The 25,167-nt window shown below is 65.0% G+C and carries 26 protein-coding genes and 1 tRNA gene; 10 read left to right on the forward strand and 17 right to left on the reverse strand.

Translation table 11 applies throughout. The features are described from left to right. Nucleotides 1-37: 37 nt before the first annotated feature. Nucleotides 38-1,576 (reverse strand): Do family serine endopeptidase, encoded by a 1,539-nt coding sequence (locus IVB07_RS28345; protein ID WP_018456192.1) that lies wholly within the window; start codon nt 1,574-1,576, stop codon nt 38-40. A gap of 209 nt (nt 1,577-1,785) precedes the next feature. Between IVB07_RS28345 and IVB07_RS28350 the strand changes: the two genes are divergently transcribed. Continuing rightward, nucleotides 1,786-2,622, forward strand: coding sequence for a universal stress protein (locus IVB07_RS28350; protein ID WP_018456191.1), 837 nt, complete (start codon nt 1,786-1,788; stop codon nt 2,620-2,622). Between the two features lie 114 nt (nt 2,623-2,736). Here IVB07_RS28350 and IVB07_RS28355 read toward each other — a convergent pair whose 3' ends face one another. From IVB07_RS28355 to IVB07_RS28395, 9 genes are all read right to left on the reverse strand, one after another. Next, nucleotides 2,737-2,949 (reverse strand): hypothetical protein, encoded by a 213-nt coding sequence (locus IVB07_RS28355; protein ID WP_018456190.1) that lies wholly within the window; start codon nt 2,947-2,949, stop codon nt 2,737-2,739. A 280-nt stretch (nt 2,950-3,229) separates the two neighbouring features. After that, nucleotides 3,230-3,967, reverse strand: a complete 738-nt coding sequence (gene rpe / locus IVB07_RS28360) for a ribulose-phosphate 3-epimerase (protein ID WP_018456189.1) — start codon at nt 3,965-3,967, stop codon at nt 3,230-3,232. Then, nucleotides 3,964-4,899, reverse strand: coding sequence for a CbbX protein (gene cbbX, locus IVB07_RS28365; RefSeq protein ID WP_018456188.1), 936 nt, complete (start codon nt 4,897-4,899; stop codon nt 3,964-3,966). The genes rpe and cbbX overlap by 4 nt, the downstream gene beginning before the upstream one ends. A gap of 98 nt (nt 4,900-4,997) precedes the next feature. Beyond that, nucleotides 4,998-5,405: a ribulose bisphosphate carboxylase small subunit gene (locus tag IVB07_RS28370; protein WP_018456187.1), complete on the reverse strand. Its 408-nt coding sequence runs from the start codon at nt 5,403-5,405 to the stop codon at nt 4,998-5,000. An 11-nt stretch (nt 5,406-5,416) separates the two neighbouring features. Further along, nucleotides 5,417-6,877: a form I ribulose bisphosphate carboxylase large subunit gene (locus tag IVB07_RS28375; RefSeq protein ID WP_085352576.1), complete on the reverse strand. Its 1,461-nt coding sequence runs from the start codon at nt 6,875-6,877 to the stop codon at nt 5,417-5,419. 31 nt (nt 6,878-6,908) lie between these two features. Beyond that, nucleotides 6,909-7,994 carry a class II fructose-bisphosphate aldolase gene (fba, locus tag IVB07_RS28380; protein WP_018456185.1) on the reverse strand — a complete coding sequence of 362 codons (1,086 nt, stop codon included), beginning with the start codon at nt 7,992-7,994 and terminating at the stop codon, nt 6,909-6,911. Nucleotides 7,995-8,008: 14 nt separating this feature from the next. Beyond that, the gene (tkt, locus tag IVB07_RS28385; RefSeq protein ID WP_247766776.1) at nt 8,009-10,030 is read right to left on the reverse strand and encodes a transketolase; all 2,022 of its coding nucleotides are present in this window, start codon (nt 10,028-10,030) and stop codon (nt 8,009-8,011) included. A 16-nt stretch (nt 10,031-10,046) separates the two neighbouring features. Then, nucleotides 10,047-10,922 (reverse strand): phosphoribulokinase, encoded by an 876-nt coding sequence (locus IVB07_RS28390; protein ID WP_018456183.1) that lies wholly within the window; start codon nt 10,920-10,922, stop codon nt 10,047-10,049. Between the two features lie 13 nt (nt 10,923-10,935). Beyond that, nucleotides 10,936-11,973: a class 1 fructose-bisphosphatase gene (locus tag IVB07_RS28395; RefSeq protein ID WP_018456182.1), complete on the reverse strand. Its 1,038-nt coding sequence runs from the start codon at nt 11,971-11,973 to the stop codon at nt 10,936-10,938. Between the two features lie 121 nt (nt 11,974-12,094). Between IVB07_RS28395 and IVB07_RS28400 the strand changes: the two genes are divergently transcribed. After that, nucleotides 12,095-13,066, forward strand: coding sequence for a LysR family transcriptional regulator (locus tag IVB07_RS28400; RefSeq protein WP_018456181.1), 972 nt, complete (start codon nt 12,095-12,097; stop codon nt 13,064-13,066). A 250-nt stretch (nt 13,067-13,316) separates the two neighbouring features. On the opposite strand, the gene IVB07_RS28405 is transcribed toward IVB07_RS28400, so the two are convergent. The 6 genes from IVB07_RS28405 to IVB07_RS28430 form a co-directional block, all read right to left on the reverse strand. Further along, the gene (locus tag IVB07_RS28405) at nt 13,317-13,532 is read right to left on the reverse strand and encodes a hypothetical protein (RefSeq protein WP_247766777.1); all 216 of its coding nucleotides are present in this window, start codon (nt 13,530-13,532) and stop codon (nt 13,317-13,319) included. Between the two features lie 138 nt (nt 13,533-13,670). After that, nucleotides 13,671-14,081, reverse strand: a complete 411-nt coding sequence (locus IVB07_RS28410) for a DUF4118 domain-containing protein (RefSeq protein ID WP_247363568.1) — start codon at nt 14,079-14,081, stop codon at nt 13,671-13,673. 136 nt (nt 14,082-14,217) lie between these two features. Next, complete coding sequence (locus IVB07_RS28415; RefSeq protein WP_018456177.1) at nt 14,218-15,411, reverse strand: MFS transporter; 1,194 nt, start codon at nt 15,409-15,411, stop codon at nt 14,218-14,220. Nucleotides 15,412-15,463: 52 nt separating this feature from the next. Then, complete coding sequence (locus IVB07_RS28420) at nt 15,464-16,018, reverse strand: TetR/AcrR family transcriptional regulator (RefSeq protein WP_018456176.1); 555 nt, start codon at nt 16,016-16,018, stop codon at nt 15,464-15,466. Between the two features lie 1,107 nt (nt 16,019-17,125). Next, on the reverse strand, nt 17,126-18,085 hold the full coding sequence (locus IVB07_RS28425) for an N-carbamoyl-D-amino-acid hydrolase (RefSeq protein ID WP_026233664.1): 960 nt from the start codon (nt 18,083-18,085) through the stop codon (nt 17,126-17,128). Between the two features lie 233 nt (nt 18,086-18,318). Next, nucleotides 18,319-18,753, reverse strand: a complete 435-nt coding sequence (locus tag IVB07_RS28430; RefSeq protein ID WP_247766778.1) for a hypothetical protein — start codon at nt 18,751-18,753, stop codon at nt 18,319-18,321. 177 nt (nt 18,754-18,930) lie between these two features. On the opposite strand from IVB07_RS28430, the gene IVB07_RS28435 reads away from it, so the two are divergent. The 3 genes from IVB07_RS28435 to IVB07_RS28445 all read left to right on the forward strand — a co-directional run bounded on the left by IVB07_RS28435 (nt 18,931) and on the right by IVB07_RS28445 (nt 20,124). Beyond that, nucleotides 18,931-19,191, forward strand: coding sequence for a hypothetical protein (locus tag IVB07_RS28435; protein ID WP_018458811.1), 261 nt, complete (start codon nt 18,931-18,933; stop codon nt 19,189-19,191). 161 nt (nt 19,192-19,352) lie between these two features. Next, on the forward strand, nt 19,353-19,577 hold the full coding sequence (locus IVB07_RS28440) for a hypothetical protein (protein ID WP_026233665.1): 225 nt from the start codon (nt 19,353-19,355) through the stop codon (nt 19,575-19,577). Between the two features lie 220 nt (nt 19,578-19,797). Beyond that, on the forward strand, nt 19,798-20,124 hold the full coding sequence (locus IVB07_RS28445) for a hypothetical protein (protein ID WP_085352582.1): 327 nt from the start codon (nt 19,798-19,800) through the stop codon (nt 20,122-20,124). 198 nt (nt 20,125-20,322) lie between these two features. Here IVB07_RS28445 and IVB07_RS28450 read toward each other — a convergent pair. Further along, nucleotides 20,323-20,399, reverse strand: a tRNA-Pro gene (locus tag IVB07_RS28450). Between the two features lie 68 nt (nt 20,400-20,467). Here IVB07_RS28450 and IVB07_RS28455 point away from each other — a divergent pair. From IVB07_RS28455 to IVB07_RS28475, 5 genes are all read left to right on the forward strand, one after another. After that, nucleotides 20,468-21,457 carry an L-threonylcarbamoyladenylate synthase gene (locus tag IVB07_RS28455; RefSeq protein ID WP_247766779.1) on the forward strand — a complete coding sequence of 330 codons (990 nt, stop codon included), beginning with the start codon at nt 20,468-20,470 and terminating at the stop codon, nt 21,455-21,457. 22 nt (nt 21,458-21,479) lie between these two features. Further along, nucleotides 21,480-22,907, forward strand: coding sequence for an FAD-binding oxidoreductase (locus tag IVB07_RS28460; RefSeq protein ID WP_018458814.1), 1,428 nt, complete (start codon nt 21,480-21,482; stop codon nt 22,905-22,907). Then, a complete protein-coding gene (locus tag IVB07_RS28465; RefSeq protein ID WP_018458815.1) occupies nt 22,904-23,347 on the forward strand; it encodes a GNAT family acetyltransferase in 444 nt (147 codons plus the stop codon). The genes IVB07_RS28460 and IVB07_RS28465 overlap by 4 nt, the downstream gene beginning before the upstream one ends. Before the next feature lie 9 nt (nt 23,348-23,356). Continuing rightward, nucleotides 23,357-23,938, forward strand: a complete 582-nt coding sequence (locus IVB07_RS28470) for an NUDIX domain-containing protein (RefSeq protein WP_018458816.1) — start codon at nt 23,357-23,359, stop codon at nt 23,936-23,938. 279 nt (nt 23,939-24,217) lie between these two features. Beyond that, entirely contained in the window at nt 24,218-25,147 is a 930-nt protein-coding gene (locus tag IVB07_RS28475; protein WP_018458817.1) for a glycine reductase, read from the forward strand. Nucleotides 25,148-25,167 lie beyond the last annotated feature (20 nt).

Raw genomic sequence — 25,167 nt, forward strand, 5'->3', positions numbered from 1 at the left:
GGCCGCCTTTTTGGAGTTGCGCCGATCGACGTTCGCCTTATGCGAGCGGCACCGCCACGAACCGGGTCGTCTGCGCGCTTCTGACCTGCAGCAGCACGCTGCGCTTGCCGGACGATTTCGCTTGCGCCAGCTCCGAACGGACATCGCCGATATTGGCGACGGCCTTGCCGCCCACGTTGAGGATGACGTCGCCGGTCTGGATGCCGCGTTGCGCGGCCGGGCCTTGCGGATCGACTTCAGTGACGACGACGCCCTTCTGGCCGGCGCCCTGCACGTCGCCGGCCGGAGCCAGGCTGAGCCCGAGACGCGGCGGCATGCCGGCATCTGGCTGAGACTTGCCCTCGTCGGCTCTAGCCTGCCGCTCGTTCGGCAACTCGCCAAGCGCCAGTGTCACCGTCTTGCTGTCGCCTTTGTGGACGACATCGAGCTTCACGGACGTGCCCGGCGCCAGGGTGGCGATGGTGCGGGCGAGATCGCGGGAATCCTTGATCGCGGTGCCATTGACGGCGGTGATGACGTCGCCCGCCTCGATGCCCGCCTTCGCCGCCGGGCTGCCGTCCTGCGGATTGTCAACGATCGCACCGCGCGCCTCCTTGAGGCCGAGACTGTCGGCGATATCCGACGTCACCGGCTGCACCTGCACGCCGAGCCAGCCGCGTGTGACCGCGCCCTTGTCCTTCAACTGTGCGACGACGAGCTTTGCGGTCGAAGCCGGAATGTCGAAGCCGATGCCGACCGAGCCGCCGGAGGGCGAGAAGATCGCGGTGTTCACGCCGATCACGTTGCCGTTCATGTCGAAGGCCGGCCCGCCGGAATTGCCCTTGTTGATCGGCGCGTCGATCTGGATGAAGTCGTCATAGGGACCATTACCGATGTCGCGGCCGCTGGCCGAGACGATGCCGGCGGTCACGGTGCCGCCGAGGCCGAAGGGATTGCCGACCGCGACCACCCAGTCGCCGATACGCGGCTTCTGGTCGGAGAATTTGACGAACGGAAAATCCTTCTTGCCCTCGACCTTGATCAGCGCGAGATCCGTCTTCGGATCGGTGCCGACCACTTTCGCGCTGTAGATGGTGCCGTCGTCCATCGTCACTTGCACCGATTCGGCGTGATCGACGACGTGGTTGTTGGTCACGGCATAGCCGTCGGCGGAGATGAAGAAGCCGGAGCCCTCACCCGTGATCATCTGGCGGCGCTGGCGCGGCATGCCCTCCATGCCACCCGGGCCGCGGAAGCCGAATTGCCGCGAGAACTGGTCGAACGGCGTCGCCTCGTCCGAATCCATCCGGTTCTGTTGCAGCATCGCGCTCTTATCATTGTCCTGGTCGATCCTGACCCGCACCGAAATGACGGCGGGTTTGACCTTGCTGACGAGGTCGCCGAAGCCCGGCGGTGTCGCGGCGGTCTCCGCGGCCTGGGCGGGCGCAATGAAGGAGGTCGCGCTGAACGGCGAAGAGCCGGGAGCAGTCGCCAGCACGGCCACGCCAAGCGCGGCCACGGTGCCGAGCAGCGCGAGCCGGCGCGGCCTCAGGACCTTGCGGGACGTTGTGGTGTCGGAATTGACGTGATCGCTCATGTCGATATGTCCATGTTGGGTAAGTCGCCTTGCACCCAACATGGTGGTCGCCACCTTACAGCGTCCCGTCCACGCGATTAAATCTTGGCAAAGTAGCCGGGCCGGCGATACGGCCAAAGGTCAAGGCTGCACGTTTGATGCAGCTCAACGCGGGCCATGCGCACCGTGGAAGACTGCGGCCACCGGATGATGTCCATCGGAGGCACGTCATGTACAAAGACATTCTCGTCCACATCCCCACCGAGCGGCCGATCCGCCCGGTGATCGACGGCTCGATCTCGCTCGCAGCGGGCCTCAACGCCCATCTCGATGCAGTCGCGGTTGGCTATGTGGCAACCAGTGCGGCCTATATCATGGAGGGCGGCGCTGCGGTGGCGGCGGTGTTCGAGATGGAGCGCGAGAGTGCAGTGGAGCGGGCCGAGGCGGCGCTCGCGGTATTCAAGAGCAAAGCGATGAACGCCGGCATTTCCTACACATGCCACCCACTCGGGGCGATGCCGGGGGATGCGGTCGGCTTGCTCGGCGAGATGGCGCGGCTGCACGATCTCAGCATCGTGCTCCAGCCGGATCCGGCGCAAGGCTCACTCGACAACGATGTGCCCGGCGAGATCCTGTTCCAGGCGGGTGGCCCGGTGCTTTTCCTGCCCTACACCTTCCATGGAGCGTTCAAGGCGAAACGGATCGGCATCTGCTGGGATGGCAGCCGCCTCGCCGCGCGCGCTATGCGCGACGCCGCACCATTCCTGGCCCGCGCCGAGGAGATCGTGATCATTGCGATCAACGAAACAGATATGGTTCCCGAGGAAGTCTCGACGCGCAATCTGGCAAGGCATCTCGGCCGGCGCGGACTGTCGACCCGCACGGTCAACCTGTCGGCCCCGCGCTCTGACATTCAGCCGACCATGCTGTCGCTGGCAGCCGATGAGAACCTGGATGTTCTGATCATGGGCGGCTACGGCCATTCGCGTTTGCAGGAGCGGTTCCTCGGCGGCGTCACCCGCGCCATGCTGGAAGCCATGACCGTCCCGACGCTGATGTCGCATTAATCGAGGGCTTATCCAGGTCGGGCCGGTCACAAGCCTTGTCGTTCGGGCTGACAACCGCGTCTTGAGCGGTGCCGGCGTCGGCAAGTTCAGGTCATATTCGAACAAGTTGGACCGTCACGCCGCGGCGGGTCTCTCCCACGCCGTGGCCTCGACGCCGTCCTCGTCTTGTTGCGCATTGCACGCGTCGAAATGCGCCTTGAGTTCGACTTCGGCGAGGTGTTCGAAATGTTCGGCCTGGCCGAGCAGTTCCCAGCTCTGGAGCGGCCGGTAGGCGGCCTGCTGACGACAGAGGGACGCTAGCGCGCGGTAGCGACGTACGTTGTCCATGAGACCCTCCCTCGCATTCACAGAGCTTATTGCCCTTATTTGCGTCAGGGCGATGGCGGTTGTGCAAAAGATTTGCTGCGCCCGCCGCGCGCTTGACTCGCTTGTTTCTAGGCAAACGCGTATCGAGGCGAAAGTTCCAATCAGCGCGGACTCAACCGCTTCGGACCTTACCGCAGGCCAAGGCTAGGGTTGTGGGTCATCCTCGTATATCTGCAGTGCAAAGGGGCACGCCCTGGCACACCCCATTACGGTGCCGGCTCGCCCGCCTGTATCCGGCAGTCTACCGGATGAGCGCGGGCTCACCGGCACGCATTGTCTGCGCCGAACTATGTTGCAGCATCGGAACCCTGCCGGCTTCCGCAGCGGCGCGGATGGCCGCGATGTTGCCGGCATAGTCCGCGCTGCTCTTGCCGCGAAACACGGCGGAGCCCGCTACAAGCGTATCGGCGCCCGCAGCGGCCACGGCGGCGGCATTGTCGCGCGTGATGCCACCGTCAACCTCGAGTCGGATCGGCCGGTCGCCTATCATGCTTCGAATACGCCCGATCTTCTCGAGTTGGGATTCGAGGAAGGACTGGCCGCCAAAGCCCGGATTGACCGTCATCACCAGGACGAGGTCGAGGCGATCGAGCACATATTCGATCGTGCTTTCGGGAGTCGCGGGACACAGGCTGACGCCGGCTTTCTTGCCGAGCGCGCGGATGGCCTGGAGCGAGCGATCGAGGTGCGGACCGGCTTCGGCATGCACCGTGATGACATCCGCGCCGGCCTTCGCGAACGCTTCGAGATAGGGATCGGCGGGCGCGATCATGAGATGCACGTCGAACATTTTCTTCGTCAGCGGCCGGATCGCCCTGATGACGTCCGCGCCATAACTGATGTTCGGGACGAAATGCCCGTCCATGACGTCGCAGTGAATCCAGTCGGCACCCGCCGCATCGATCGCCACGATCTCCTCGCCGAGGCGGGCGAAATTCGCAGCCAGGATTGACGGCGCGATGAGGATTTCTCTCGTCATGGCTTCGCACTCCCCTGCGCGTCCGCACCGCCGCTGAAGACGCGGCTCGCCAGGACGTCCATGGGATCGATCGTTTCGAGGTCGGCGATATCGAGCATGCGGTCGAGATCGGACACCAGCCGATCGGCCTGCCGCAGGCGGATGCGGTCGACGGCGTTGCGGATCGAGCGCGCATTGGAGAAGAACGGCTGGGTCCGACGTAGCGCGATGTATTTCTCGAACGCCTCGCGCGCCGCCGCCGAGAGGCGATAACCCCGTTCCTTCAGCATCAGCTCGGCGATGACGAGCAGCTCGGCTTCCGCATAGTCCGGAAAGTCGATGTGATGCGCGATCCGCGAACGGAAGCCGGGATTAGAGGCAAAGAAGCTCGTCATCCGCTCGCCATAGCCGGCAAGGATCACGACGAGGTCCTCGCGCTGGTTTTCCATCACCTGGAGCAGGATCTCGATCGCCTCCTGGCCGTAGTCGCGCTCGTTGTCGGGACGGTGCAGATAATAGGCCTCGTCGATGAACAGCACGCCGCCCATCGCCTTCTTCAGGATCTCCTTGGTCTTCGGCGCGGTGTGGCCGATATACTGGCCGACCAAATCGTCGCGCGTCACCGAGATCACCTGCCCGCGCCGCACGAAACCGAGGCCGTGCAGGATCTTTGCCATGCGCAGCGCGACCGTCGTCTTGCCGGTGCCGGGATTGCCGGTAAACGACATATGCAGCGTCGGTGGCGACGAAGCCAATCCCGCACGCTGCCGGATACGTTCGATCAGCAAGAGCGACGCGATCTGGCGCACGCGGCTCTTCACCGGCTTCAATCCGATCAGCTCCTGCTCGAGCTGCTGCAGCGTGCCCGTGATTCCAGCCTCTTCGGCCTCCTTGCGGAGATCGAAACTGGTCTCGCCGGGCTCAGTGGTCATGGCGTGGGGAACATCCAGCATCGGCACCTCGAAGAAAAGGGCTTCGCCGCGGGGGAGCGGCGAAGCAGTGGTCCGCCAAGGAAACGGAGCAGGGAGTGCTCCGCGCGGAGGAGAATGACTTAGGTTGGTGCGTGCGCGAGCTGCCGGCGCACGGTGGTGTAGCGGATCGCGCGTCCGCTCACCTCCTGCCGCACCAGCTCGAACTCGGCTTCCTGCGGCGGGCGGTTGACGATGAACGAGATCCGCACCGATTCCCAGCCATGGCTGGAGTCGAAGCCGCTGAGGCGGATGTATCGGTCGCCATACACTCTGCGGCATTCGGCGAGCTCCATCATCACGCCGGCGGCGTCCTGGAGATCGAACATCGGCAGGCCCCACATCTCCCAATAGGTGTTGCGGGGATGCGGATCGTCGGTGAACTCGATGTTCACCGCCCAGCCGTTGGTCAGGCAATACTGCACCTGCTTGGTGATCTGGTCGTCGGTCAGATCGGGCAGGAATGAGAAGCAGCCTTGGGTCAGCTTCATGTCAAATCTCCTCAAACGGTTTCGAGCGCGGTCGGCACGAAGTCCGGCGTGTCGGTGGATTCATAATTGAAGGAGACGTCCTTCCAAACCTCAAGTGCAGCTTTCAGCGGCGTACAGGTCTCGGCCGCCCTGGCCAGGATCTCCGGTCCTTCGTGGACGTAGTCGCGGCCCTCGTTGCGGGCGAGGATCATCGCTTCCAGCGCCACACGGTTGGCGATCGCGCCGGCCGCGATGCCCATGGGATGGCCGATGGTGCCGCCGCCGAACTGGAGCACGACGTCCTCGCCGAGCAGGTCGAGCAGCTGGTGCATCTGGCCGGCATGGATGCCGCCGGAGGCGACCGGCATCATCTTGTTCAGGCTCGCCCATGACTGGTCGAAGAACAGGCCGTGTTCGAGCTTGGCCGGGTTGAAGTCTTCGCGACAGACATCGTAATAGCCGCGCGTGGTGTTGGGATCGCCTTCGAGCTTGCCGACCACGGTGCCGGCATGGATGTGATCGACGCCGGCGAGCCGCATCCACTTGGCGATGACGCGGAACGACACCCCATGGCTTTTCTGCCGCGTGTAGGTCGAGTGACCGGCGCGATGCAGATGCAGGATCATGTCGTTGCGGCGCGCCCATTTCGCCATCGACTGGATTGCGGTGTAGCCGATCACGAGATCGATCATGACGATGCAGGACCCGAGCTCCTTCGCGAACTCGGCGCGCTCGTACATATCCTCCATGGTTCCCGCGGTGATATTCAGGTAGGTCCCCTTGGCCTCACCGGAGGCCGCCTGCGCCCGGTTCACCGCCTCCATGCAATAAAGGAAGCGGTCGCGCCAGTGCATGAACGGCTGCGAGTTGATGTTCTCGTCATCCTTGGTGAAGTCGAGCCCGCCCTTCAGCGCCTCGTAGACCACGCGACCGTAATTGCGGCCCGAGAGGCCGAGCTTAGGCTTGACGGTCGCGCCGAGCAGCGGCCTGCCGAACTTGTCGAGCCGCTCGCGCTCGACCACGATGCCGGTGGCCGGTCCCTGGAACGTCTTCACATACGCGACCGGGAAACGCATGTCCTCCAGCCGCAGCGCCTTCAGTGGCTTGAAGCCAAATACGTTGCCGATGATCGAGGCCGAGAGGTTGGCGATCGAGCCCGGCTCGAACAGGTCGAGGTCATAGGCGATGTAGGCGAAGTACGAGCCCGGCGTGCCCGGCACCGGATCGACGCGGTAGCATTTCGCGCGATACTTCTCGGCGGCGGTCAACCGATCGGTCCACACCACCGTCCAGGTCGCGGTCGAGGATTCGCCGGCGACTGCGGCTGACGCCTCGATCGGATCGACGCCCTCTTGCGGCGTGACGCGGAACAGCGCGATGACGTCGGTGTCCTTGGGCACGTAGTCGGGCTCCCAATAGCCCATGCGCTTGTATTCCATCACGCCCGATCGATATCTTTCCTTGCCGCGGACGGTTCCTGCATGTGCATTCATGGCTCTCTCCTGCTCTTCTCTCTCTGAATGATTAGGCCGCGACGGGCTCGCGGGCGTCGACGCGCGGATCGAGATCGCCGGCGCGGTAGCGCCGCGCCATCTCGCTCAAGGGAACGACCTTGATACCGCTGGCGTGGCCTGCGGTGCCGAACTGCTCGAAGCGCTCGCGGCAGAGCTCGCGCATCGCATCCATGGCGGGCTTGAGAAATTTGCGCGGATCGAACTCGGAGCGCGTTTGCGCGGCCACTTTCCGGAACACCGCGGTCATTGCCAGCCGGCAGTCGGTGTCGATATTGACCTTGCGCACGCCGCTCGTGATGCCGCGGACGATCTCCTCGACCGGCACGCCCCAGGTCTGCGGCATCTCGCCGCCAAACTGGTTGAACATGTCCTGGAGGGGCTGCGGCACAGAGGAAGAGCCGTGCATCACGAGATGCGTGTTCGGCAGCCGGCGATGAATCTCCTCGACCACCCGCATCGCCAGAATGTCGCCGTCCGGCTTGCGGCTGAACTTGTAGGCGCCGTGCGAGGTGCCCATCGCGATCGCGAGCGCATCGACTTTGGTGGCGCGGACGAAGTCGACCGCCTGGTCGGGATCCGTGAGCAACTGATCATGGCTGACCGTGCCTTCGACGCCGTGACCGTCCTCCTGCTCGCCGCCCCCATGCTCGAGCGAGCCGAGCACGCCGAGCTCGCCTTCGACGGAGGCACCGACCCAATGCGCGAGATCGACGACGCGGCGGGTGATCGCAACGTTGTAGTCGTAGTCGGCCGCGGTCTTGGCGTCGGCCTTGAGCGAGCCGTCCATCATCACCGAGGTGAAGCCATGGGCGATCGCGGACGCGCAGGTCGCCTCGTCATTGCCATGGTCCTGGTGCAGGCAGAGCGGGATGTCTGGATAGGTCCGCTCCAGCGCATCGATCATGTGCGAGAGCATGAGGTCGCCGGCATAGCTGCGCGCGCCGCGCGAAGCCTGGATGATGACGGGCGCGTCGACCTCGGCCGCCGCCTGCATGATCGCGATGCCCTGCTCCATGTTGTTGATGTTGAACGCCGGCACCGCGTAGCCGTGACTGGCGGCGTGGTCGAGCAGCTGACGAAGAGTGATACGGGCCACGACAAATCCTCCTGTTATTGCTTGCCGGCGCGGGCCATCGCCCGCCGGGCGGCTTCCGCAACGCCTTGCGGCGTGATGCCGAATTCGCGGTAGAGCACCGGGGCCGGCGCCGAAGCGCCGAAGCCGCGCATGCCGACGAATTCGCCCTCGGTGCCGATCCAGCGGTGCCAATCGCCGACGACTGCCGCCTCGATGCCAACCCGCGGCGCGGTGCCGAGCACAGCGGCGCGGTAATCCTCCGGCTGCTCCTCGAACAACGCGAAGCAGGGCGCGGAGACCACGGCCGCACGGACGTGCTCGGTAGCGAGCAGGCGGGCCGCCTCCAGCGCAATAGACACTTCCGAACCCGTTGCGATGAGCGTCACGTCGCGGCCACCGTCCGGCGAAACGATCAGATAGGCGCCGCGTGCGACGCGGTTCCTCCCGCGGACATCGCTGCGGAAGGTCGGCAGCGCCTGACGGGACAGGCACAGCACGGAGGGACGATTTTCAGCTTGGAGCGCGCAGTCCCATGCTTCCAGCGTCTCAACCGCGTCGGCCGGCCGGAAAACAAGCAGGTTCGGAATGACGCGGAGCGCTGCGAGATGCTCGACCGGTTGGTGCGTGGGGCCGTCCTCACCGAGGCCAATGGAGTCATGGGTCATCACATGAATGACGCGGATCCGCATCAAGGCCGCAAGGCGGATCGCCGGCCGGCTGTAATCGGAGAACGCGAGGAAGGTGCCGCCATAGGGAATGAAGCCCCCGTACAGCGCGAGGCCGTTCATCGCGGCCGCCATGCCATGCTCGCGGATGCCGTAATGGATGTAATCGCCGGCGAACGCGTCGCGCTTGACCGGGGTCTGCGCCTTGGCATGCGTCAGGTTCGAATGCGTGAGATCCGCCGAGCCGCCGACAAATCCGGGAATCGTCTCGGCGATGCCGTCGAGCACCTGTTGCGACGCCTGCCGCGTCGCGAGCTTCGGACGCTCGGTGGCAAAGCGCTCGCGCAATTTCGCCGAGGCCTGGGCATAGGCGTTCGGCAGGGCAACCGCCTTGCCCTCGATAAACAGGTCGCGCTGCTCGGGCGTCGCGCATTCATAGCGATCGAGCCAGGCGAGACGCTCGACCTGCCCGCGCTGCCCGATCATCCGCCATGCTTTCAGGATCGTGACAGGCACCACGAAGGGCTGATAGTCCCAGCCGAGCGTTCGCCGCGCCGCGGCCGTCTGCTCCGTGCCGAGCGGCGCGCCATGCGCCTTCTCGGTGCCCTGACGATCCGGCGCGCCGAAGCCGATGATGGTGCGGCAGGCGATCAGCGACGGTCTTGTGCTCTCACGCTCCTCGGCAATCGCCTGCGCAACTGCTTCGGGATCGTGCCCGTCAACACCGCGCACCGACCAGCCGGAGGCAGCGAAGCGCGCGAGCTGGTCATCGGAGGTCGCAAGCGAGGTCGGGCCGTCAATGGATATGCCGTTGTCGTCGAACAGCACGATCAGGCGGCCCAGCCCGAGATGCCCGGCGAGCGAGATCGCTTCCTGGCTGATGCCTTCCATCAGACAGCCGTCGCCGGCGATGACGTACGTGAAATGATCGACGAGGCCGTCGCCATGTTGCGCATTGGCCATGCGCTCGGCGAGTGCCATGCCGACCGCGGTCGCAATCCCCTGCCCCAGCGGACCGGTCGTCGTCTCGACGCCCGGCGTATGGCCGTATTCCGGATGGCCCGGCGTCTTCGAGCCCCATTGCCGGAACGCCTTGATGTCATCGAGCCTGACGTCGCCGCCGGTGAGATGGAGCAATGCATAGAGCAGCATCGAGCCATGGCCCGCCGACAGCACGAAGCGATCGCGATCCGGCCAATGGGGGTGAGCCGAGTCGAACTTCAGGAAGCGCGAGAACAGCACGGTGGCGACATCGGCCATGCCCATGGGCAGTCCGGGGTGGCCGGACTGCGAAGTCTCGATGGCGTCGACCGCGAGGAAGCGGACGGCGTTGGCGAGATCGCCATGCGATACCGCCGTGAGGTCAGCGTCGGCGTGGACGGAGATGTTCATCGGATCCTCCCCTCGTTCACTTCAGGTTTCGCTTACGCTCGATCAGCTGCATGATCAGCGGCGTCAGGATCAGCTGCATCGCAAGATCGAGTTTCGCGCCGGGACACACGATCGAATTGGCACGCGACATCCAGCTTTGCGGCAGCATCGAGAGCAGATAGGGGAAGTCGATGCCGCGCGGGTTCTTGAAGCGGATCACGACCATCGACTCGTCCGGCGTCGGGATCCAGCGCGCGATGAACGGATTGGAGGTGTCCACCGTCGGCACACGCTGGAAGTTGATGTCGGTCTCGGAAAATTGCGGGCAGATGTAGTGGATGTAATCGGGCATCCGCCGCAGAACGGTGTCGGTAACGGCCTCGGTCGAATAGCCTCGCGCACTGCGGTCGCGGTGCAGCTTCTGGATCCATTCGAGATTGATAACGGGCACGACGCCGATCTTGAGGTCGGCATAACGCGCGACGTTGACCTTGTCGGTAACGACAGCACCGTGCAGGCCCTCGTAGAACAGAAGGTCGGAGCTCTCCGGCAGCCGTTTCCATTCGGTGAAGGTGCCGGGTGCGGCGCCATGCAGCGCGGATTCCTCGGCGTCGTGGACGTAGTGCCGCGTCGTCGCCGTGCCGGTCTCGCCATAGTCGCGGAACGCCCGCTCCAGCTCCTCGAACAGATTGGTCTCGGGGCTGAAATGGCTGAAATGCCTGTTGCCGCGATCGGCCTCCTTCGCCATCTGCGTGCGCATTTCCGCGCGATCGTAGCGATGGAAGGCGTCGCCTTCGATGTAGGCGGCGTTGACCCTCTCGCGGAAGAAGATCTGCTCAAAGGTCTTCTTGACCGACGTGGTGCCGGCGCCGGAAGAGCCGGTGATGGAGATGATCGGATGCTTCCTGGACATCGGGGCGCCTCGCTCAGAGCCGGAAGAAGCCGCGCCGCGCGAACAGCGGTGCGGAGACGCTGGCGACCAGCAAGGGATCGCAATGCAGTTCCTCGACGCGCTGCACCTCGTTGTTCGAACCCATGATCAGCGGCACGCGTTGATGCAGGCTCTGCGCCGAGAGTTCGAGGATACGCTCGCGCCCGGTCGAAGCCGAGCCGCCGGCCTGCTCGACGATGTAAGCCATCGGATGCGCCTCGTAGACGAGGCGCAGGCGGCCGTCGCCATAGCCAGGCCGTGCATCGGAGGGATAGAGGAACACGCCGCCGCGGGTAAGGATGCGATAGGCCTCGGCCACCAGCGAGCCGACCCAGCGCATGTTGAAATTGTGGTTGGCCTGCCCTTCCACACCGGCGAGGCATTCGTCGACGAAGGCGCGCACCGGCTGTTCCCAATGCCGGCGGTTCGAGGCGTTGATCGCGAACTCCTCGCAGGTCTCGGAGATTTGCACGGCGCTACGCGCGAGACGGAAGCAACCGGACCCGCGGTCAAGCGTGAAGATGTCGACGCCCTCGCCGAGCGTCAGCACCAGCGAGGTCTGCGGGCCGTAGGTGACGAATCCCGCCGCGAGCTGCGCCGAGCCGCGCTGATGGAAGGCGAGCGCGAGATCGTCGGGCGCGGGCAGGATCGAGAAGATCGTGCCCACGGTCATGTTGATGTCGATATTGGAGGAGCCGTCGAGCGGATCGATCGCGACGCAGATCTTCGCCGCGCGGTCACCGATCTGCGGTTCACGCATCTCCTCCGACGCCAGTGCCGCGATCGGCAGCTTGCCGAGACAGCGGCGCAGGATCGCATCCGCCTGCACGTCGAGATCGCGCTGCACGTCACCGTCGCTGTTGCGGCCGGTGGTCAGGCCCGACGCATCCGCAAGGTCTCCCGTGGCGATAAGATCGGCGATCTCGATCGCGGCCGCCGCGATGGCATCGACCGCGGCCGCTACGGCCAGCGCATGCGGCGCCGTCTCGGAATACCGCTGAAGGTGGTCGTCCAGCCTGAGTTGCCCGGTCATCTGCGTCCATCCCTTTGCAGGCGCCGCATCCAGTTCCCTCCTCGCTGGGAGGTCGGTGCGGTCAGTGCCAACAACGACGAGATTGACAGAGGCGGCTTAATAAGGAAAATTTCTATTCATAATGAGCGCTAAAGAATTATCTTATAATGTCCATTCGGCGGCACAGCTCCGGCATCTCACGATCCGGCAGCTTCGCTCGCTTGCGGCGCTCTCGGCAAAAGGCAGCGTCACGGCAGCCTCGACCCAGCTCGGCCTGACGCAGCCGGCCGTGACCCAGCAATTGCGCCAGCTGCAGGATCTCGCCGGACTGCCGCTGCTGCAGCGGACCGGCGACGGCATGCTGCTGACGGAAGCCGGCAAGGAGGTGCTGGCGCTCGCCGAGCGCGTCGAGGCCGCAATCGCGGACTGCCAGGGTTCGCTCGACCTGCTTGCGGGGCGAACCGGCGGCACGGTGCATCTCGGCGCGGTCTCGACCGCGAAATATTTCGTGCCGCACGCGATCGCGGCATTCTCGAAGCGGTATCCGAAGATCGAGATCAAGCTCACGGTCGGCAATCGCGAGGAGATCCGCGGGGCCATGCACGGCTACGACCTCGACTTCGCGGTGATGGGTCGGCCACCGGCCGATGTCAGCGTCGACGTCCGGCAGCTCGGGCGCAATCCGCACATCATCGTCGCGCGCAAGGGGCACTGGCTGGAGAAGGATTCCGGCCTCAACCTCACCGACCTCGTGCACGAGACCTTCCTCACCCGCGAGCCCGGCTCGGGGACGCGGACACTGATGGAAGGCATGTTCCAGAGGTCGGATCTTGAGCCGATCATCGGCATGGAGATGAGCAGCAACGAGACCATCAAGCAGGCGGTCATCGCCGGGCTCGGTATCGCCTTCATCTCGGCCCACACCGTGGCGCACGAGCTCACCGAGGGCCGGCTGATCGTGCTCGACGTCGCGGGCCTGCCGATCGTGCGGCAATGGTACGTGATCCGCCGCAGCGACAAGGTGCTGTTGCCGCCGGCGCAGGCGATGTTCGATTTCTTGGGATCGGAGGGGTCGAACTATCTTCCCGACGTGCCCGAATTCGGCGCGCGATAGCCCGTCGAAATTCAGCCCATCAGCTTCATCGCGACCGTAGCCGCGAGAATGACGATGATCTGGAGCAGGCGCTCGGTCGTGAAGATGCGGTTGAACGTGGTCATCGCTTGCCCCGGCCGAATTGGGATGTCTCGGTCGGGACGTTGCTAGCACAGACGGGCGACGAGATAACTCCGTAATCGCCCCGTGTTTTCCGTGCACGACCCGACGACCGGCCCTTCGGCGGGCCTGCGCAAGGCCGCGCCGATGGTTAACGATCAGGCCGCGCGTGTAGGGGCGTAGTCCATCCGCGCGGCGAATAGGCTTCCAGCTCCAGCAGCGCCCGCGCTTCCCAATCCTTCGCCTGCTCGAGCAGCGACCAGCTCTGGTCCGGGCGGAATGCAGCGGTCTGGCGATAGAGCGATGCGATACCGCGGTAGCGGCGCACGTTCTCCAAGATGGCGTGACCGGTGATTTGGCCGTTCATGTCCGAAAACTCCCTCGTCATTCCCGAGGGAGAAATTGCGGCCAAATCTTTTTCGAAAAGTTAGCGCCGCACAGCAAGCGTGCGAATGGTTTCCGGACTGTTGCCCGCGCGCAACGTGCGCGGCCGCACAAGGCCGATCTATTGCGAATTCGTCGCCGCGCTCTCGCCCCGCGGCTTCAACCCACCGCGGCTGATGATCTCGCGGCAGAGATCGGCAAGGCCGATCACCAGCACGGCGAGCAGGCAGAACAGCTTGATGGAATCGGCATGCGCGCTGGTCAGCGAATTGAACTCGAACAAGGGCGGCATGAATGCCCACCATACCAGCGGAATGGTGAGTAGTGCGGCGAACGCCGCCGCCGGTGCGCCCGCAATAATGCCGAGCACGAACAGGCTGGGCAGGAACGCCGCGAAATAGAGTTTTGCGCCGAGCGCGACACAGCCGCCCTGGAGCGCAGCCGACATTGCGACAACGATGAATCCAAGCAGAAACGCCTGCCACGACCATGGTCGTACCCGCGGTACGCCAACCAGCCCCGCACGCCTCATCAGCCTCCCCCTGCCGCCCGTTAACCAGGCTCGCTTGCGACCAAAGTACTACAGCGGCAGGGAAACTGCGAGGTGGAAATTGCCGACCCGGCGGCCTTGGTAAACGGGCCGGATCGCTAATTGGAGCAACCAGCCCCTACTCGGTGGCCGCATAGACCAGGCCTGCGACGGGCAGCGCGAGGCCAAAGGCCGATGCGAGCGTCCAGCCGCCTTGTGCAAACGCCCACGCGCCGACCGCCGAGCCCGCCGCGCCCGCGGTGAAGAAGGTCGCCATGTAGAGACCGTTCAGGCGGCTGCGGTGCTCATGCCCCAGCGCGAAGATCGCGCGGAAGCCGAGCACGACGTTGCCCTGCACGCCGATGTCGATCGCGATCGCAGCCACGACCAGGCAGGCGAGGTTCAGCACCGATCCGGGCGCGCCGACATGCGTAATCAGGAATCCTACGGCCGCGAGTAGCAGCGCGACCAGCGTGGCCATGCGGCTATGGCCGCGATCGGCAAGCCGTCCCGCGATCGGGGCTGCGAACACGCCGGCGACACCGGCAAGCGCGAACAGCGCGATGCCGCGCTGGGTGAAGCCGAATTCGCTCGCGAGCAGCAGCGGCGTCACGGTCCAGAACAGGCTGAAGGCGCCGAACAGGCTGGCCTGGTACAGCGCGCGGCGGCGCAGCAGCGGCGTGGTCCGCACCAGATGGAGCATCGACAGCAGCAACTCGCCGTAATGCATCCGCGCGACCGGCCTGCGCTTCGGCAGCGTCATCCAGAGTACCGCTGCGAGCACGATCATCAACGCGGCCGAGCAGAAGAACACTGCATGCCACGACAGCATCGCCGTGACGAAACTCGACACCGGCCGCGCCAGCATGATGCCGAGCATCAGGCCGGTCGAGACGTTGCCGACGACGCGGCCGCGAATGGCTGCCGGCGCAAGATGCGCCGCATAGGGAATGATGATCTGCACCGCGACCGAGCCGAGTCCGATGAACAACGCGGCGATCAGGAAGGGCAGCGCGTGGGACGCGAACCCCGCGGCGAGCAGGGCTGCCGCGCCGAGCGTGATGACGGAGCAAATCAGGGTACGGTTCTCGACGAGGTCGCCGAGCGGGACGATGAAGAGAAGCCCCACGCCGTAGCCGATCTGCGTCATGGTGACGATCAGTCCCGCCGCTTCATGCGACAGGCCGAGCGCGGCGCTGATCGGGGCGATCAGCGGCTGGGCGTAATAGATGTTGGCGGCGACCATGCCACAGGCCGCGGCAAGCACGAAGGTCAGTCGCTGCGACACCGCATCCGGATCCGGCGCGGTCTCGATCGTGGCATTCATCGTCATTCACAGGCTCTCCAGATATCGGAAACGGTCGTTTCCTAATATGACAAAAAATTCAGGCGAGCAGCTTCATCGCGACGGCGACCAGGCGCTTGCCGTCGAGCGAAAGGCCCGCCTTGCCGACCACGCGCAGGCCTTGCGTGATGCAGATCATCAGGCGCGCGGTGTCGGCGGCGGCGACATGGCGGGGAATCGAGCCGTCGGCCTGCCCCTCGCGAATGAGGCCGGCGATGAAGCCTTCGTTGGTCTCGAGCCGCGCGCTGACGAGGGCGGCGACCACCGGATCGACCGCGGACAATTCGACCGCGCTGCCGACCACGAGGCAGCCGCGCCGCCCCTCGCTGCCCTGGGAGTGCTCTACATACGACAGCAGCATGTTGCGCAGCCGCTCGCGGCCATTGTCGCCTTTTGCCGCCGCGCTGCGCGTCTGCTCCTGGCGCAGCGCGGCGTAGCGCTCGAAGGCGGCGAGAAACACCGCATGCTTGTCGCGAAACGCCTTGTAGACGCTGCCGGTCGCCAGCCGCATCGCCGCGGTGAGATCGCCGATCGAGGTGGCATGATAACCGCGCTCGGAAAACACGCGGACGGCCCTGTCGAGCGCGGTGTCCATGTCGAACTCCCGGGGACGGCCAGGCGGACGGCCAATGGGCGGGGATTTGCGGGCCGCTTTTTGCATTGCAGGATAATAGGGAATGTTTGTTTCCAAACAAAGACACTTGGTTGTGATTGGGGCGGTAGGGCCACTAACTCCGGCGTCGCCCCTGGCCAAGGCCAGGACCCATTATCCCAGGGAAGGGGTTGGGCGGACATTCGTTCGGTGGGATTGATATCGCCTTAAATCGATAGACCTCGCGGTATGGGTCCTGGCCTTCGCCACGACGACATTTGAGGTTGTTATGCCTGACTGCCGGGCATCGCCACGGCGCAGGCCACATCGCGGTCCTGCGCACATTTCAACTTGCAGACATGCCTTCTCATCCTCGCGGCTGATTCCGCCCGAGCTTTGCTTGATCGCTCCACCCTCTTGTCCAAGAGGGCGCAGGGAAGGCCGGGTGCCGGCTGGCACCCGCGGTCCGCTGCGCGAAAAGCACACGCAGGAAAACCGCACAGCAGCATACAGGTGTAGCCAATCACTCGGCCTTCCCTGCGCGATGGTTGGACGGCTTATGCCGTGCTCTCCCGGGAGCCGAGTTCTCTTTGGCCTCCCTCGTCCTCGCAGAAGTCACCGGCACCCGCGCCGGTTGACGCAGATGCCGCATCCGCAAGAGCTTGACCGTAGCAACGACGGCCAGGACCACACGGTTTTGCCGTACGCACGGCTCGCCATTTCGCCGCAGTTTTCCCAGCCCTGTCGACGGAGCCGGAAACTTACAGACGAGACGAAGCCTAGCAGCGCCGCTCGTCGGCACGCAGCCTTGGGCTCACGGAGAGCAATCCGCCCTGCCCTTAGCCTCTCGCACCCGAACGCTGCCGCGTCCACCGCAAGCCCGGCTCGCGAACATGACGACCACAAGATCGCCCCTCAAGGATGAGCCGGGATGGGCGACACATACGCCCTTTCCGAATTTCGGTAAAGCGGAATATTTTTGTGAGAGCGGATTGACACGGGGGCGACACAGCAAGGTCCCGTAGCCCGGATGAGCGAAGCGACATCCGGGGTCTTGCCACAAGCGACAGCGGTCCCGGGTGTCGCTGCGCTCACCCGGGCTACGAGAGCTCACCGCTTCGTTCGCACCGGCGTTCCGTCGGCCATGAGTGTCACTCCCTTCCGTTCGACAATCATCCCGTAGGCGTGCGGCTGACGGTGAACGTCGAAATTGAAAGTGGTGCGCTTGTAAGAATTGCAGAGATCGAGATCGCAACGGGCGAGCGCGATCTCGTCCCCCTTGGTCGTGCATCGCGAGATGATCTCGCCGGAGGGCGCGATGACGCAGCTTCCGCCGATGTGGTCGACGCCCTCCTCGACACCCGCTTTGGCGACGCCGACCACGAAGGTGCCGTTCTGGTAGGCGCCGGCCTGCATCACCAGATGATTGTGGAACAGCGAGAGATCGTCATGCTCGGGTGCGGGCGGATTGTGCACCGGCGTGTTGTAGCCGATCATCACCATCTCGACGCCCTGCAGGCCCATCACCCGGTAGGTCTCGCTCCAGCGGCGGTCATTGCAGATCGCCATCCCCATCACGCCGCCAAAGGCCTCGGTCACGCCAAAGCCATCGCCTGGATCGAAATAGCGCTTTTCCAGATGCTGGAATTCGCGCCACGGCTCATGCTCGGCATGCCCGGGCAGATGAACCTTGCGATATCTCGCGACGATGGCGCCGCTCTTCTCGACCAGGATCGAGGTATTGTAGCGCCTGACAATTCCGGCCTCGACCGTCAGCTCGGCATAGCCAAGATAAAATCCGATGCCGATCTCGCGCGCGAGATCGAACAGGCCTCTTGTCTCCGGCCCCGGCATCTCGCGCTCAAAGAAGCTGTCGATCTCAGCCTGATCCTCGAAATACCAGCGCGGAAAGAACGCGGTCAGCGCGAGCTCGGGATAGACGATCAGGTCGCAGCCGTTGGCCTTCGCCTGGCGCATCAAGGCCATCAGGCGCGCCACGACCGCGGTTCTCGTCTCGGTCCGCGCGACAGGGCCAAGCTGGCCGGCTGCGATCGTCACAAATCTCGTCACGAATCTTTCCCTCGTCCGCTTCCCGGGTCAGGTCGCGGCAGAGACTATCGCGCGATGCGCCGCGCGCACAGCCTCGCTGTCCGGCACGGTGCCCAACCGAGAGGCAGCCCGACCGTCACGTGGAAAGTACCGAGAACAGATAATCTCGCAAACCCCCGCTCGTGCTGCTCAGGCGATCGAGCATGGGCAGCTACACGCCTACCGGGGGGAAGATGCATCTCACGGAGCGCGACTTACCAACCCGCCGATGCAGGTTCGTTGAAGAACATCGTCTGATCGCGCGCCGCCATGCGCGAGGGCTGGCGTCGACGGTGCCTCTCCGCACTGCGCTTGTTCGAAACGGTCCGAGCTGCTTGCTTCGGCGTCGCATCAAGCTGCGCCACCATTGCAAAAGCTTGGCGGGGCCTCTCCTGCGTGGGCAGCGCGTCGGCGACGGCAGGCGCGGGAGTCGGCGGAACCGACTCGGCTTTGGACAGCGATATTTGCCGTACGCTGGTGTCGAGGACGATCTTCTCAGGCCAGGTTTGCGCGGAATGAACGCGCACAATCGACCGATCTGGCTCGGCCGGCGCGGCGGCGCTCACGGGGGCGGTCATGTACCGGTCGGCGAGGAAAAGGAGGGCGAGCAGAGCGCCGCCGGTGAAGACGAAATAGCGGATGAGCGGCATGGGTCCCTCGATCGCCTCGTTGTCGAGGCCCCTGCAGCAACGGGAAAGAGTGGCAATCGTTCCGGTGCGCTGTCGAGCAATCGCGGGAGACGCTCAGCCGCCCACTGGCATTCCGCTTGCTGCACGGGAGTCAAATCCCTCAGACCCGCAGTGGGTCTGTCTCATCGTGAGGCGATCATGCACCCGACGTCCCGTTTCGAAGCGACCATGCCGACACAGCTCCACGCATTGATCTCCGATCTGCGTTGGCGCTTGCAAATGATCGACGCCGACATTCTGGAGGAAGAACGGAAGGCCGGAATCTCCGATCCCCAAAACCTCGCCTACCCCATGCTAGCGCAGAACCTGCGGGCCCGGCGCGACAATATCCGGGTGAGCATCGCGATTCTCGAAAGCCGCCTCGAAAAGCGATCGACGGAGCGGCCGCGCGCGGCCTGATGCGGCGACGGCGATTGGCTCCCGTCGCACCCAGGTTAACGCGAAGGAACTCCCGTTGCCGATCTGCAACGGTTCCCGTCCGTCTGAAGCCGGACAAAAGAAACTCCCATTGCGGCCACGAACCCCTCTCACAACGCCGTGAGACGAGCAGGGGAACGACGATGCGTGCGCAAAGAGTCTGGGTGGTGAATGGGGCCGCCAGCGTCGAACAGTTGCAAACCAGATTGGACGATCTGAACAAGCGGCTCGGTCAACTCGAGACTCAGCACCCCGAGAGCTGGAAGGTCGAAGAGCTCAGATCGACTGCGCTCAGCCTGTCGCGCGAGATCGACGACATCCGCTGCGCCGAGGCGACGGCGGCGCTGAGCGAGCTCCTGCGGAAATAGCCGGCGTTCGCGATTCGCCCGTCGCGCAGGAACCAACGCCGCCTCCCCGCCATTGCCATGCCGAGCATGGAGCAAAATCATGACCAGGCACCTGACGCGGGCCGATCTCGCGCGCGGCGTGGCCGGCGCGGTATCCACGCTGGTCCTGTGCGCGACGATGGCATTCACCATCGCGCGCCACTTCGCTTTGTAAGGCATTTGGCGCTGTGAGGTATTTTCGATGACGTCCGACCCCGAGGAATCGGTCAGGCTGCAAGGCTACGGCGAGATGACCCTGCGTACGGCCGTCACGACGATGATGTTGCTTGCGCCGCGCGAGCGCGCGGATGCCGCCATCTTCCGCGTCCGCGACGGCGTCCGGCTTGCCTCAAGCGAGATTGCCGAACTCGCCTCCGAATGGGGTATCACGCCAACGCCGGAGATCAGGTCTCCGAACCTCGTCCCGGAGCAGCACTGGACCCACGTCGTTCGCGGCATGGTGCGTGAGGCGCCGCTGCCGGCGCTGATGATTGCGTTTATGGTCGGCGTGCTGGTGGCGAGGCGGTAGTCCTCTGACCTAGCTTGCAACGCCGAGTTATCGAAACAGGCAATGCCGAGCCATGCCACCGCGACAGACCGCCCTGTCCGGCCAAATCGGCCGTGGACCCGCCCTGAAAATCGTTGCAAGAAGACGCTCCCGGGCGCCGGCGGCTGGTCCGCCAAGCTTGGGAACGAGCCTCTAGAAAAACGTCGACTTTTGGAAGAATGGTCGGAGTGGCAGGATTCGAACCTGCGACCCCTGCGTCCCGAACGCAGTGCTCTACCGGGCTGAGCCACACTCCGACAAGAGGCCGGCTTATAGCGTCGGGTTTGGCGCACCGCAAGCGGCCGAGCTGAGGAATCTTATCCCTGTGAAAACGGGTCTTGAAACGCTGATTTTACCGGCCGGCGAGGCCGGCGCGGAAGCTGCCGCCCGGACATTGGCAGCCGGCGGGCTGGTCGCGTTCCCGACCGAGACGGTCTACGGGCTCGGGGCGGACGCCGGAAATGCCAGTGCCATCGCCCATCTTTACGCCGCCAAGGGGCGGCCGGCCTTCAATCCGCTGATCGCGCATGTCGCCGACCTCGCGGCCGCGCGCAGGATCGGACGATTCGACGCCTGCGCCTTGCGCCTTGCGGAGGCGTTCTGGCCGGGGCCGCTGACGCTGGTGGTGCCGAAGACGGAAAACTGCCCGGTGGCCGAGCTTGCCACCGCGGGCCTCGACACGGTCGCGATGCGCATTCCGGCCCATCCGGTGGCGCAGGCGATCCTGCGCGCCTTTGGCGGGGCGGTGGTGGCGCCGTCCGCCAACATCTCCGGCCACGTCTCGCCGACGCTGGCGGCCCATGTCGAGAGCGACCTTGCGGGGCGGATCGACCTGATCGTCGACGGCGGGCCTGTTACGGTCGGCGTCGAATCGACGATCGTCGGCTGTTTTGCGGCGCCGATGCTGCTGCGGCCCGGCGGGCTGTCTCGCGAGCGGATCGAGGCCGTGCTTGGTGCAGCGCTGGCGCGACTGCCCGCGGAGACCGACAGCGAAGACAGCCAGCCGCTGGCGCCGGGCATGCTGGCCTCGCATTACGCGCCACACGCCCATGTGCGGCTCAATGCGCTGGACGTCGCGCCGGGCGAAGCGCTGCTGGCGTTCGGCCCGGCGCGCCTGCCTGGTCTGGAGGCCGCCGTCGCCGTCATGAATTTGTCGCCCACCGGGGATCTCGATGAAGCCGCCGCCAATCTGTTCGGCTATCTTCGCGCCCTCGATGCTAGGGGGCCGCGGGCGATCGCCGTGATGGCGATCCCCGAAGAGGATCTGGGCGAAGCGATCAACGACCGCCTGCGCCGGGCGGCTGTGGCGCGATAAGAGCGAAGCAAGAGACAAGACAATGAACATTAATCATCCCGCCACCCCTCCGCTTGCGCCCGAGCTGATCGAACAATTCCGCAAGATCGTCGGCGAGAGGCACGCCATCACCGATGTAGCCGACATCGAGGCCTACGTCACCGAAGAGCGCAATCTATTCCACGGCCGCTCGCCGCTGGTGCTGCGCCCGGGCTCGACCGCGGAAGTCGCCGCAATCTGCAAGCTCGCCTCCGAGCACAAGATCGCGCTGGTGCCACAGGGCGGCAACACCGGGCTCGTCGGCGGCCAGACCCCGCACAATGGCGAGGTGGTGGTGTCGCTGCGCCGGCTCGACAAGATCCGCGAGATCGACACCGCCTCCAACACTATGACCTGCGAGGCCGGCGTCGTGCTGCAGATCGCGCAGCAGAAGGCCGCGGACGTGGACCGGCTGTTTCCGCTGTCGCTGGGGGCGGAGGGCAGCTGCACCATCGGCGGCAATCTCTCGACCAATGCCGGCGGCACGGCCGCGCTGGCCTATGGCGTCGCGCGCGAGATGGCGCTGGGGCTCGAGGTGGTGCTGGCGGACGGTCGCGTGCTCAACGTGCTGTCGAAGCTGAAGAAGGACAACACCGGCTACAATCTGCACAACCTGTTCATCGGCGCCGAAGGCACGCTCGGCATCATCACGGCGGCGACGCTGAAGCTGTTTCCGAAGCCGCGGTCGATCGAGACCGCCTTCGTCGGGCTGAAGTCGCCGGACGCCGCGCTGAAGCTGCTGGCGATCGCGCAAAGCGAGGCCGCCAATGCGCTGACGAGCTTCGAGCTGCTCTCGGAGATGGCGGTCGATTTCTCGATCCGCCACGGCATCGACGTGCGCGATCCGCTCGCGCAAAAGCATGCCTGGTACGTGCTGATGGAATTGTCGTCGCCCGGCGATGACGCCCGGACGCCGCTGGAAACGATCCTCGGCCGCGCCATGGAGGACGAGATCGTCGACGACGCGGTGATCGCGGCCAATCTCACCCAGCGCGCTGGCTTCTGGAAGCTGCGCGACGAAATGTCGTCAGCACAAAAGCCGGAGGGCGGCTCGATCAAGCACGACATCTCCGTGCCGGTGGCCACCGTGCCGGCCTTCATCGCCGAGGCCAATGAAGCCGTGGTGAAGCTGATTCCCGGCGCGCGGCCGGTGCCGTTCGGCCATCTCGGCGACGGCAATCTGCACTACAATGTCAGCCAGCCCATCGGCGCCAACACCGCGGACTATCTGGCGCGCTGGCACGAGATGAACGCGGTCGTGTTCGCCATCGTGCTGCGTATGGGCGGCTCGATCTCGGCGGAGCACGGCATCGGCGTGCTCAAGCGCGACGAGTTGCCCGACGTGAAGGACAAGACCGCAATTGAGTTGATGCGACAGCTCAAGGCGATGCTCGATCCGCTTGGAATCATGAACCCGGGAAAAGTGCTGTGAGTGCGCTCAAGATCGACGCGATCACCGAGGCCGAAGTCGAGCCCGTGGTCGCGCTGTGGCAGCGCTGCGGGCTGACGCGGCCGTGGAACGATCCGCATGCCGACATCGCGCTGGCGCGACGGCGCGACAATTCCACCATCCTGCTCGGCCGCGACAACGGCGCCATCGTCGCCACCGTCATGGTCGGCCATGACGGCCATCGCGGCTGGGTCTATTACGTCGCCGTCGATCCGGATAGCCGGAAGCGTGGCTACGGCCGCGTCATCATGGCCGCGGCCGAAGACTGGCTGCGCGCGGCTGGAATTTTGAAGCTCCAGCTGCTGGTCCGGCGCGGCAATGAGCAGGCCAATGCGTTCTACCAGTCGCTGGGTTTCGAGGAATCGACCTCGGTGATGTTCCAGAAGTGGATCGACGGCCGCACCACAACGCCAAGCAACTGAGATCGAAGCATGACCATATCCGACCGCGTTCGCATCAAGGACGTCCGCGTGCTCTCGGACGGCTGGACCCCCCTCAAGACCACCACGTTCGAGTACCGGCGCGCCAATGGCGAATGGCAGACGCAGCACCGCGAGACCTATGAGCGCGACAACGCCGCCGCCGTGCTGCCCTACAACCGAGCGCGGCGCACGGTGATCCTGGTGAAGCAATTCCGCTTGCCGGCCTTCATCCGCGGTTACGACGATCTCCTGATCGAAGCCGCCGCCGGGGTGCTCGACGACGCCTCGCCCGAGGTGCGCATCCGCGCCGAGGCCGAGGAGGAAACCGGCTATCGCCTGCACCGCGTCCACAAGGTGTTCGAAGCGTTTATGAGCCCCGGCGCCATCACCGAGAAGCTGCATTTCTTCGTCGCCGAGTACGAGCCGGAGATGCGAGTCAGCGACGGCGGCGGCCTCGAACACGAAGGCGAGGACATCGAGGTGCTGGAGCTCGGCATTGACGAGGCGCTGGCGATGATCGCGGACGGGCGTATCATCGACGCCAAGGCGATCATGCTGCTGCAGCATGTGGCGCTGCATGTGTTTCGGTAGGTTGTCTTCCTTCCTTCTCCCCTTGCAGGAGAAGGTGGCGCGAAGCGGCGGATGAGGGGTTTCTGTCCGCGCGCGCATCTCATGCAGTTGAGCACGCGGAGAGAGACCCCTCACCCGTCTCGCCGCTTCGCGGCGAGCCACCCTCGCCCGCAAGGGGAGAGGGGAAAAAGCGGACCTGGCTCTATCAGTGCAATTCTGACCTGCATTGCCTCGCCCCCCGTTGAGCTCACCCCCGACTATCTCTAGTCTGTCGCCAACAAGAACCAGGAGACGCGCCCCATGTCCGCTTCGCGCGACGACGAATTCGGCTTTGCGCCCGACTATGACGCCCCCGTTCCCTATATGCAGCGCACGCGGGACTATTACGCCGCGATTGGCTACACCACGGCGTATCGCTGGGCTCACTACACCGAGGCGCCGTTCCAGCCGCTAAAGAAGCCGTTGTCGCAATCAAGCGTCACCATCATCACGACCGCCGCGCCATACGACCCCGCCAAGGGCGACCAGGGACCGGGCGCGGCGTATAATGGCGGCGCGAAATTCTACCAGGTCTATGAGGGCGACACGGCGAAGCCCCACGACCTTCGCATCTCGCATATCGGCTACGACCGCAAGCACACCACGGCCACCGACAACGGCACCTGGTTTCCGCTGCCGCAGCTCTTGAAGGCAAGCACCGCCGGGCGCATCGGCGAGGTGGCCCCGCGCTTCTTCGGCGCGCCGACCAACCGCAGCCATCGCGTCACCCTCGACACCGACGCGCCGGAAATTCTGGCGCGCTGCCTTGCCGACAAGGTCGATGTCGCCGTGCTGGTGCCGAACTGTCCAGTCTGCCACCAGACCACGGCGCTGGTGGCTCGGCATCTCGAGGCGAACGGCATTCCGACCGTGATCATGGGCTGCGCCAAGGACATCATCGAGCACGCCGCCGTGCCGCGCTTCCTGTTCTCGGATTTCCCGCTCGGCAATTCCGCCGGCAAGCCGCACGACATCGCCTCGCAGGCGCAGACGCTCGAGCTGGCGCTCAGACTGCTGGAGACCGCGAGCGGCCCGCAGACCACGATGCAGTCGCCGCTGCGCTGGAGCGAGGACGCTTCCTGGAAGCTCGACTACAACAACGTCGCGCAGCTCTCAGCTGAAGAGCTGGAGCGCCGCCGTGCCGAATTTGACAAGCAGAAGGAGATCGCGCGCGGCAATCGCGCCGCCTGACGTCCTCCGACAACCAAAAC

The organism is Bradyrhizobium sp. 172 (genome assembly GCF_023101065.1).
GTDB lineage: Bacteria > Pseudomonadota > Alphaproteobacteria > Rhizobiales > Xanthobacteraceae > Bradyrhizobium > Bradyrhizobium canariense_D.

Coding starts and splice junctions, on each gene's coding strand:
- IVB07_RS28345 (WP_018456192.1), bottom strand. CDS start 1,576: ATGAGCGATCACGTCAATTCCGACACCACAACGTCCCGCAAGGTCCTG.
- IVB07_RS28350 (WP_018456191.1), top strand. CDS start 1,786: ATGTACAAAGACATTCTCGTCCACATCCCCACCGAGCGGCCGATCCGC.
- IVB07_RS28355 (WP_018456190.1), bottom strand. CDS start 2,949: ATGGACAACGTACGTCGCTACCGCGCGCTAGCGTCCCTCTGTCGTCAG.
- rpe (WP_018456189.1), bottom strand. CDS start 3,967: ATGACGAGAGAAATCCTCATCGCGCCGTCAATCCTGGCTGCGAATTTC.
- cbbX (WP_018456188.1), bottom strand. CDS start 4,899: ATGCTGGATGTTCCCCACGCCATGACCACTGAGCCCGGCGAGACCAGT.
- IVB07_RS28370 (WP_018456187.1), bottom strand. CDS start 5,405: ATGAAGCTGACCCAAGGCTGCTTCTCATTCCTGCCCGATCTGACCGAC.
- IVB07_RS28375 (WP_085352576.1), bottom strand. CDS start 6,877: ATGAATGCACATGCAGGAACCGTCCGCGGCAAGGAAAGATATCGATCG.
- tkt (WP_247766776.1), bottom strand. CDS start 10,030: ATGAACATCTCCGTCCACGCCGACGCTGACCTCACGGCGGTATCGCAT.
- IVB07_RS28390 (WP_018456183.1), bottom strand. CDS start 10,922: ATGTCCAGGAAGCATCCGATCATCTCCATCACCGGCTCTTCCGGCGCC.
- IVB07_RS28395 (WP_018456182.1), bottom strand. CDS start 11,973: ATGACCGGGCAACTCAGGCTGGACGACCACCTTCAGCGGTATTCCGAG.
- IVB07_RS28400 (WP_018456181.1), top strand. CDS start 12,095: ATGAGCGCTAAAGAATTATCTTATAATGTCCATTCGGCGGCACAGCTC.
- IVB07_RS28405 (WP_247766777.1), bottom strand. CDS start 13,532: ATGAACGGCCAAATCACCGGTCACGCCATCTTGGAGAACGTGCGCCGC.
- IVB07_RS28410 (WP_247363568.1), bottom strand. CDS start 14,081: ATGAGGCGTGCGGGGCTGGTTGGCGTACCGCGGGTACGACCATGGTCG.
- IVB07_RS28415 (WP_018456177.1), bottom strand. CDS start 15,411: ATGACGATGAATGCCACGATCGAGACCGCGCCGGATCCGGATGCGGTG.
- IVB07_RS28420 (WP_018456176.1), bottom strand. CDS start 16,018: ATGGACACCGCGCTCGACAGGGCCGTCCGCGTGTTTTCCGAGCGCGGT.
- IVB07_RS28430 (WP_247766778.1), bottom strand. CDS start 18,753: ATGCCGCTCATCCGCTATTTCGTCTTCACCGGCGGCGCTCTGCTCGCC.
- IVB07_RS28435 (WP_018458811.1), top strand. CDS start 18,931: ATGCACCCGACGTCCCGTTTCGAAGCGACCATGCCGACACAGCTCCAC.
- IVB07_RS28440 (WP_026233665.1), top strand. CDS start 19,353: ATGCGTGCGCAAAGAGTCTGGGTGGTGAATGGGGCCGCCAGCGTCGAA.
- IVB07_RS28445 (WP_085352582.1), top strand. CDS start 19,798: ATGACGTCCGACCCCGAGGAATCGGTCAGGCTGCAAGGCTACGGCGAG.
- IVB07_RS28460 (WP_018458814.1), top strand. CDS start 21,480: ATGAACATTAATCATCCCGCCACCCCTCCGCTTGCGCCCGAGCTGATC.
- IVB07_RS28470 (WP_018458816.1), top strand. CDS start 23,357: ATGACCATATCCGACCGCGTTCGCATCAAGGACGTCCGCGTGCTCTCG.
- IVB07_RS28475 (WP_018458817.1), top strand. CDS start 24,218: ATGTCCGCTTCGCGCGACGACGAATTCGGCTTTGCGCCCGACTATGAC.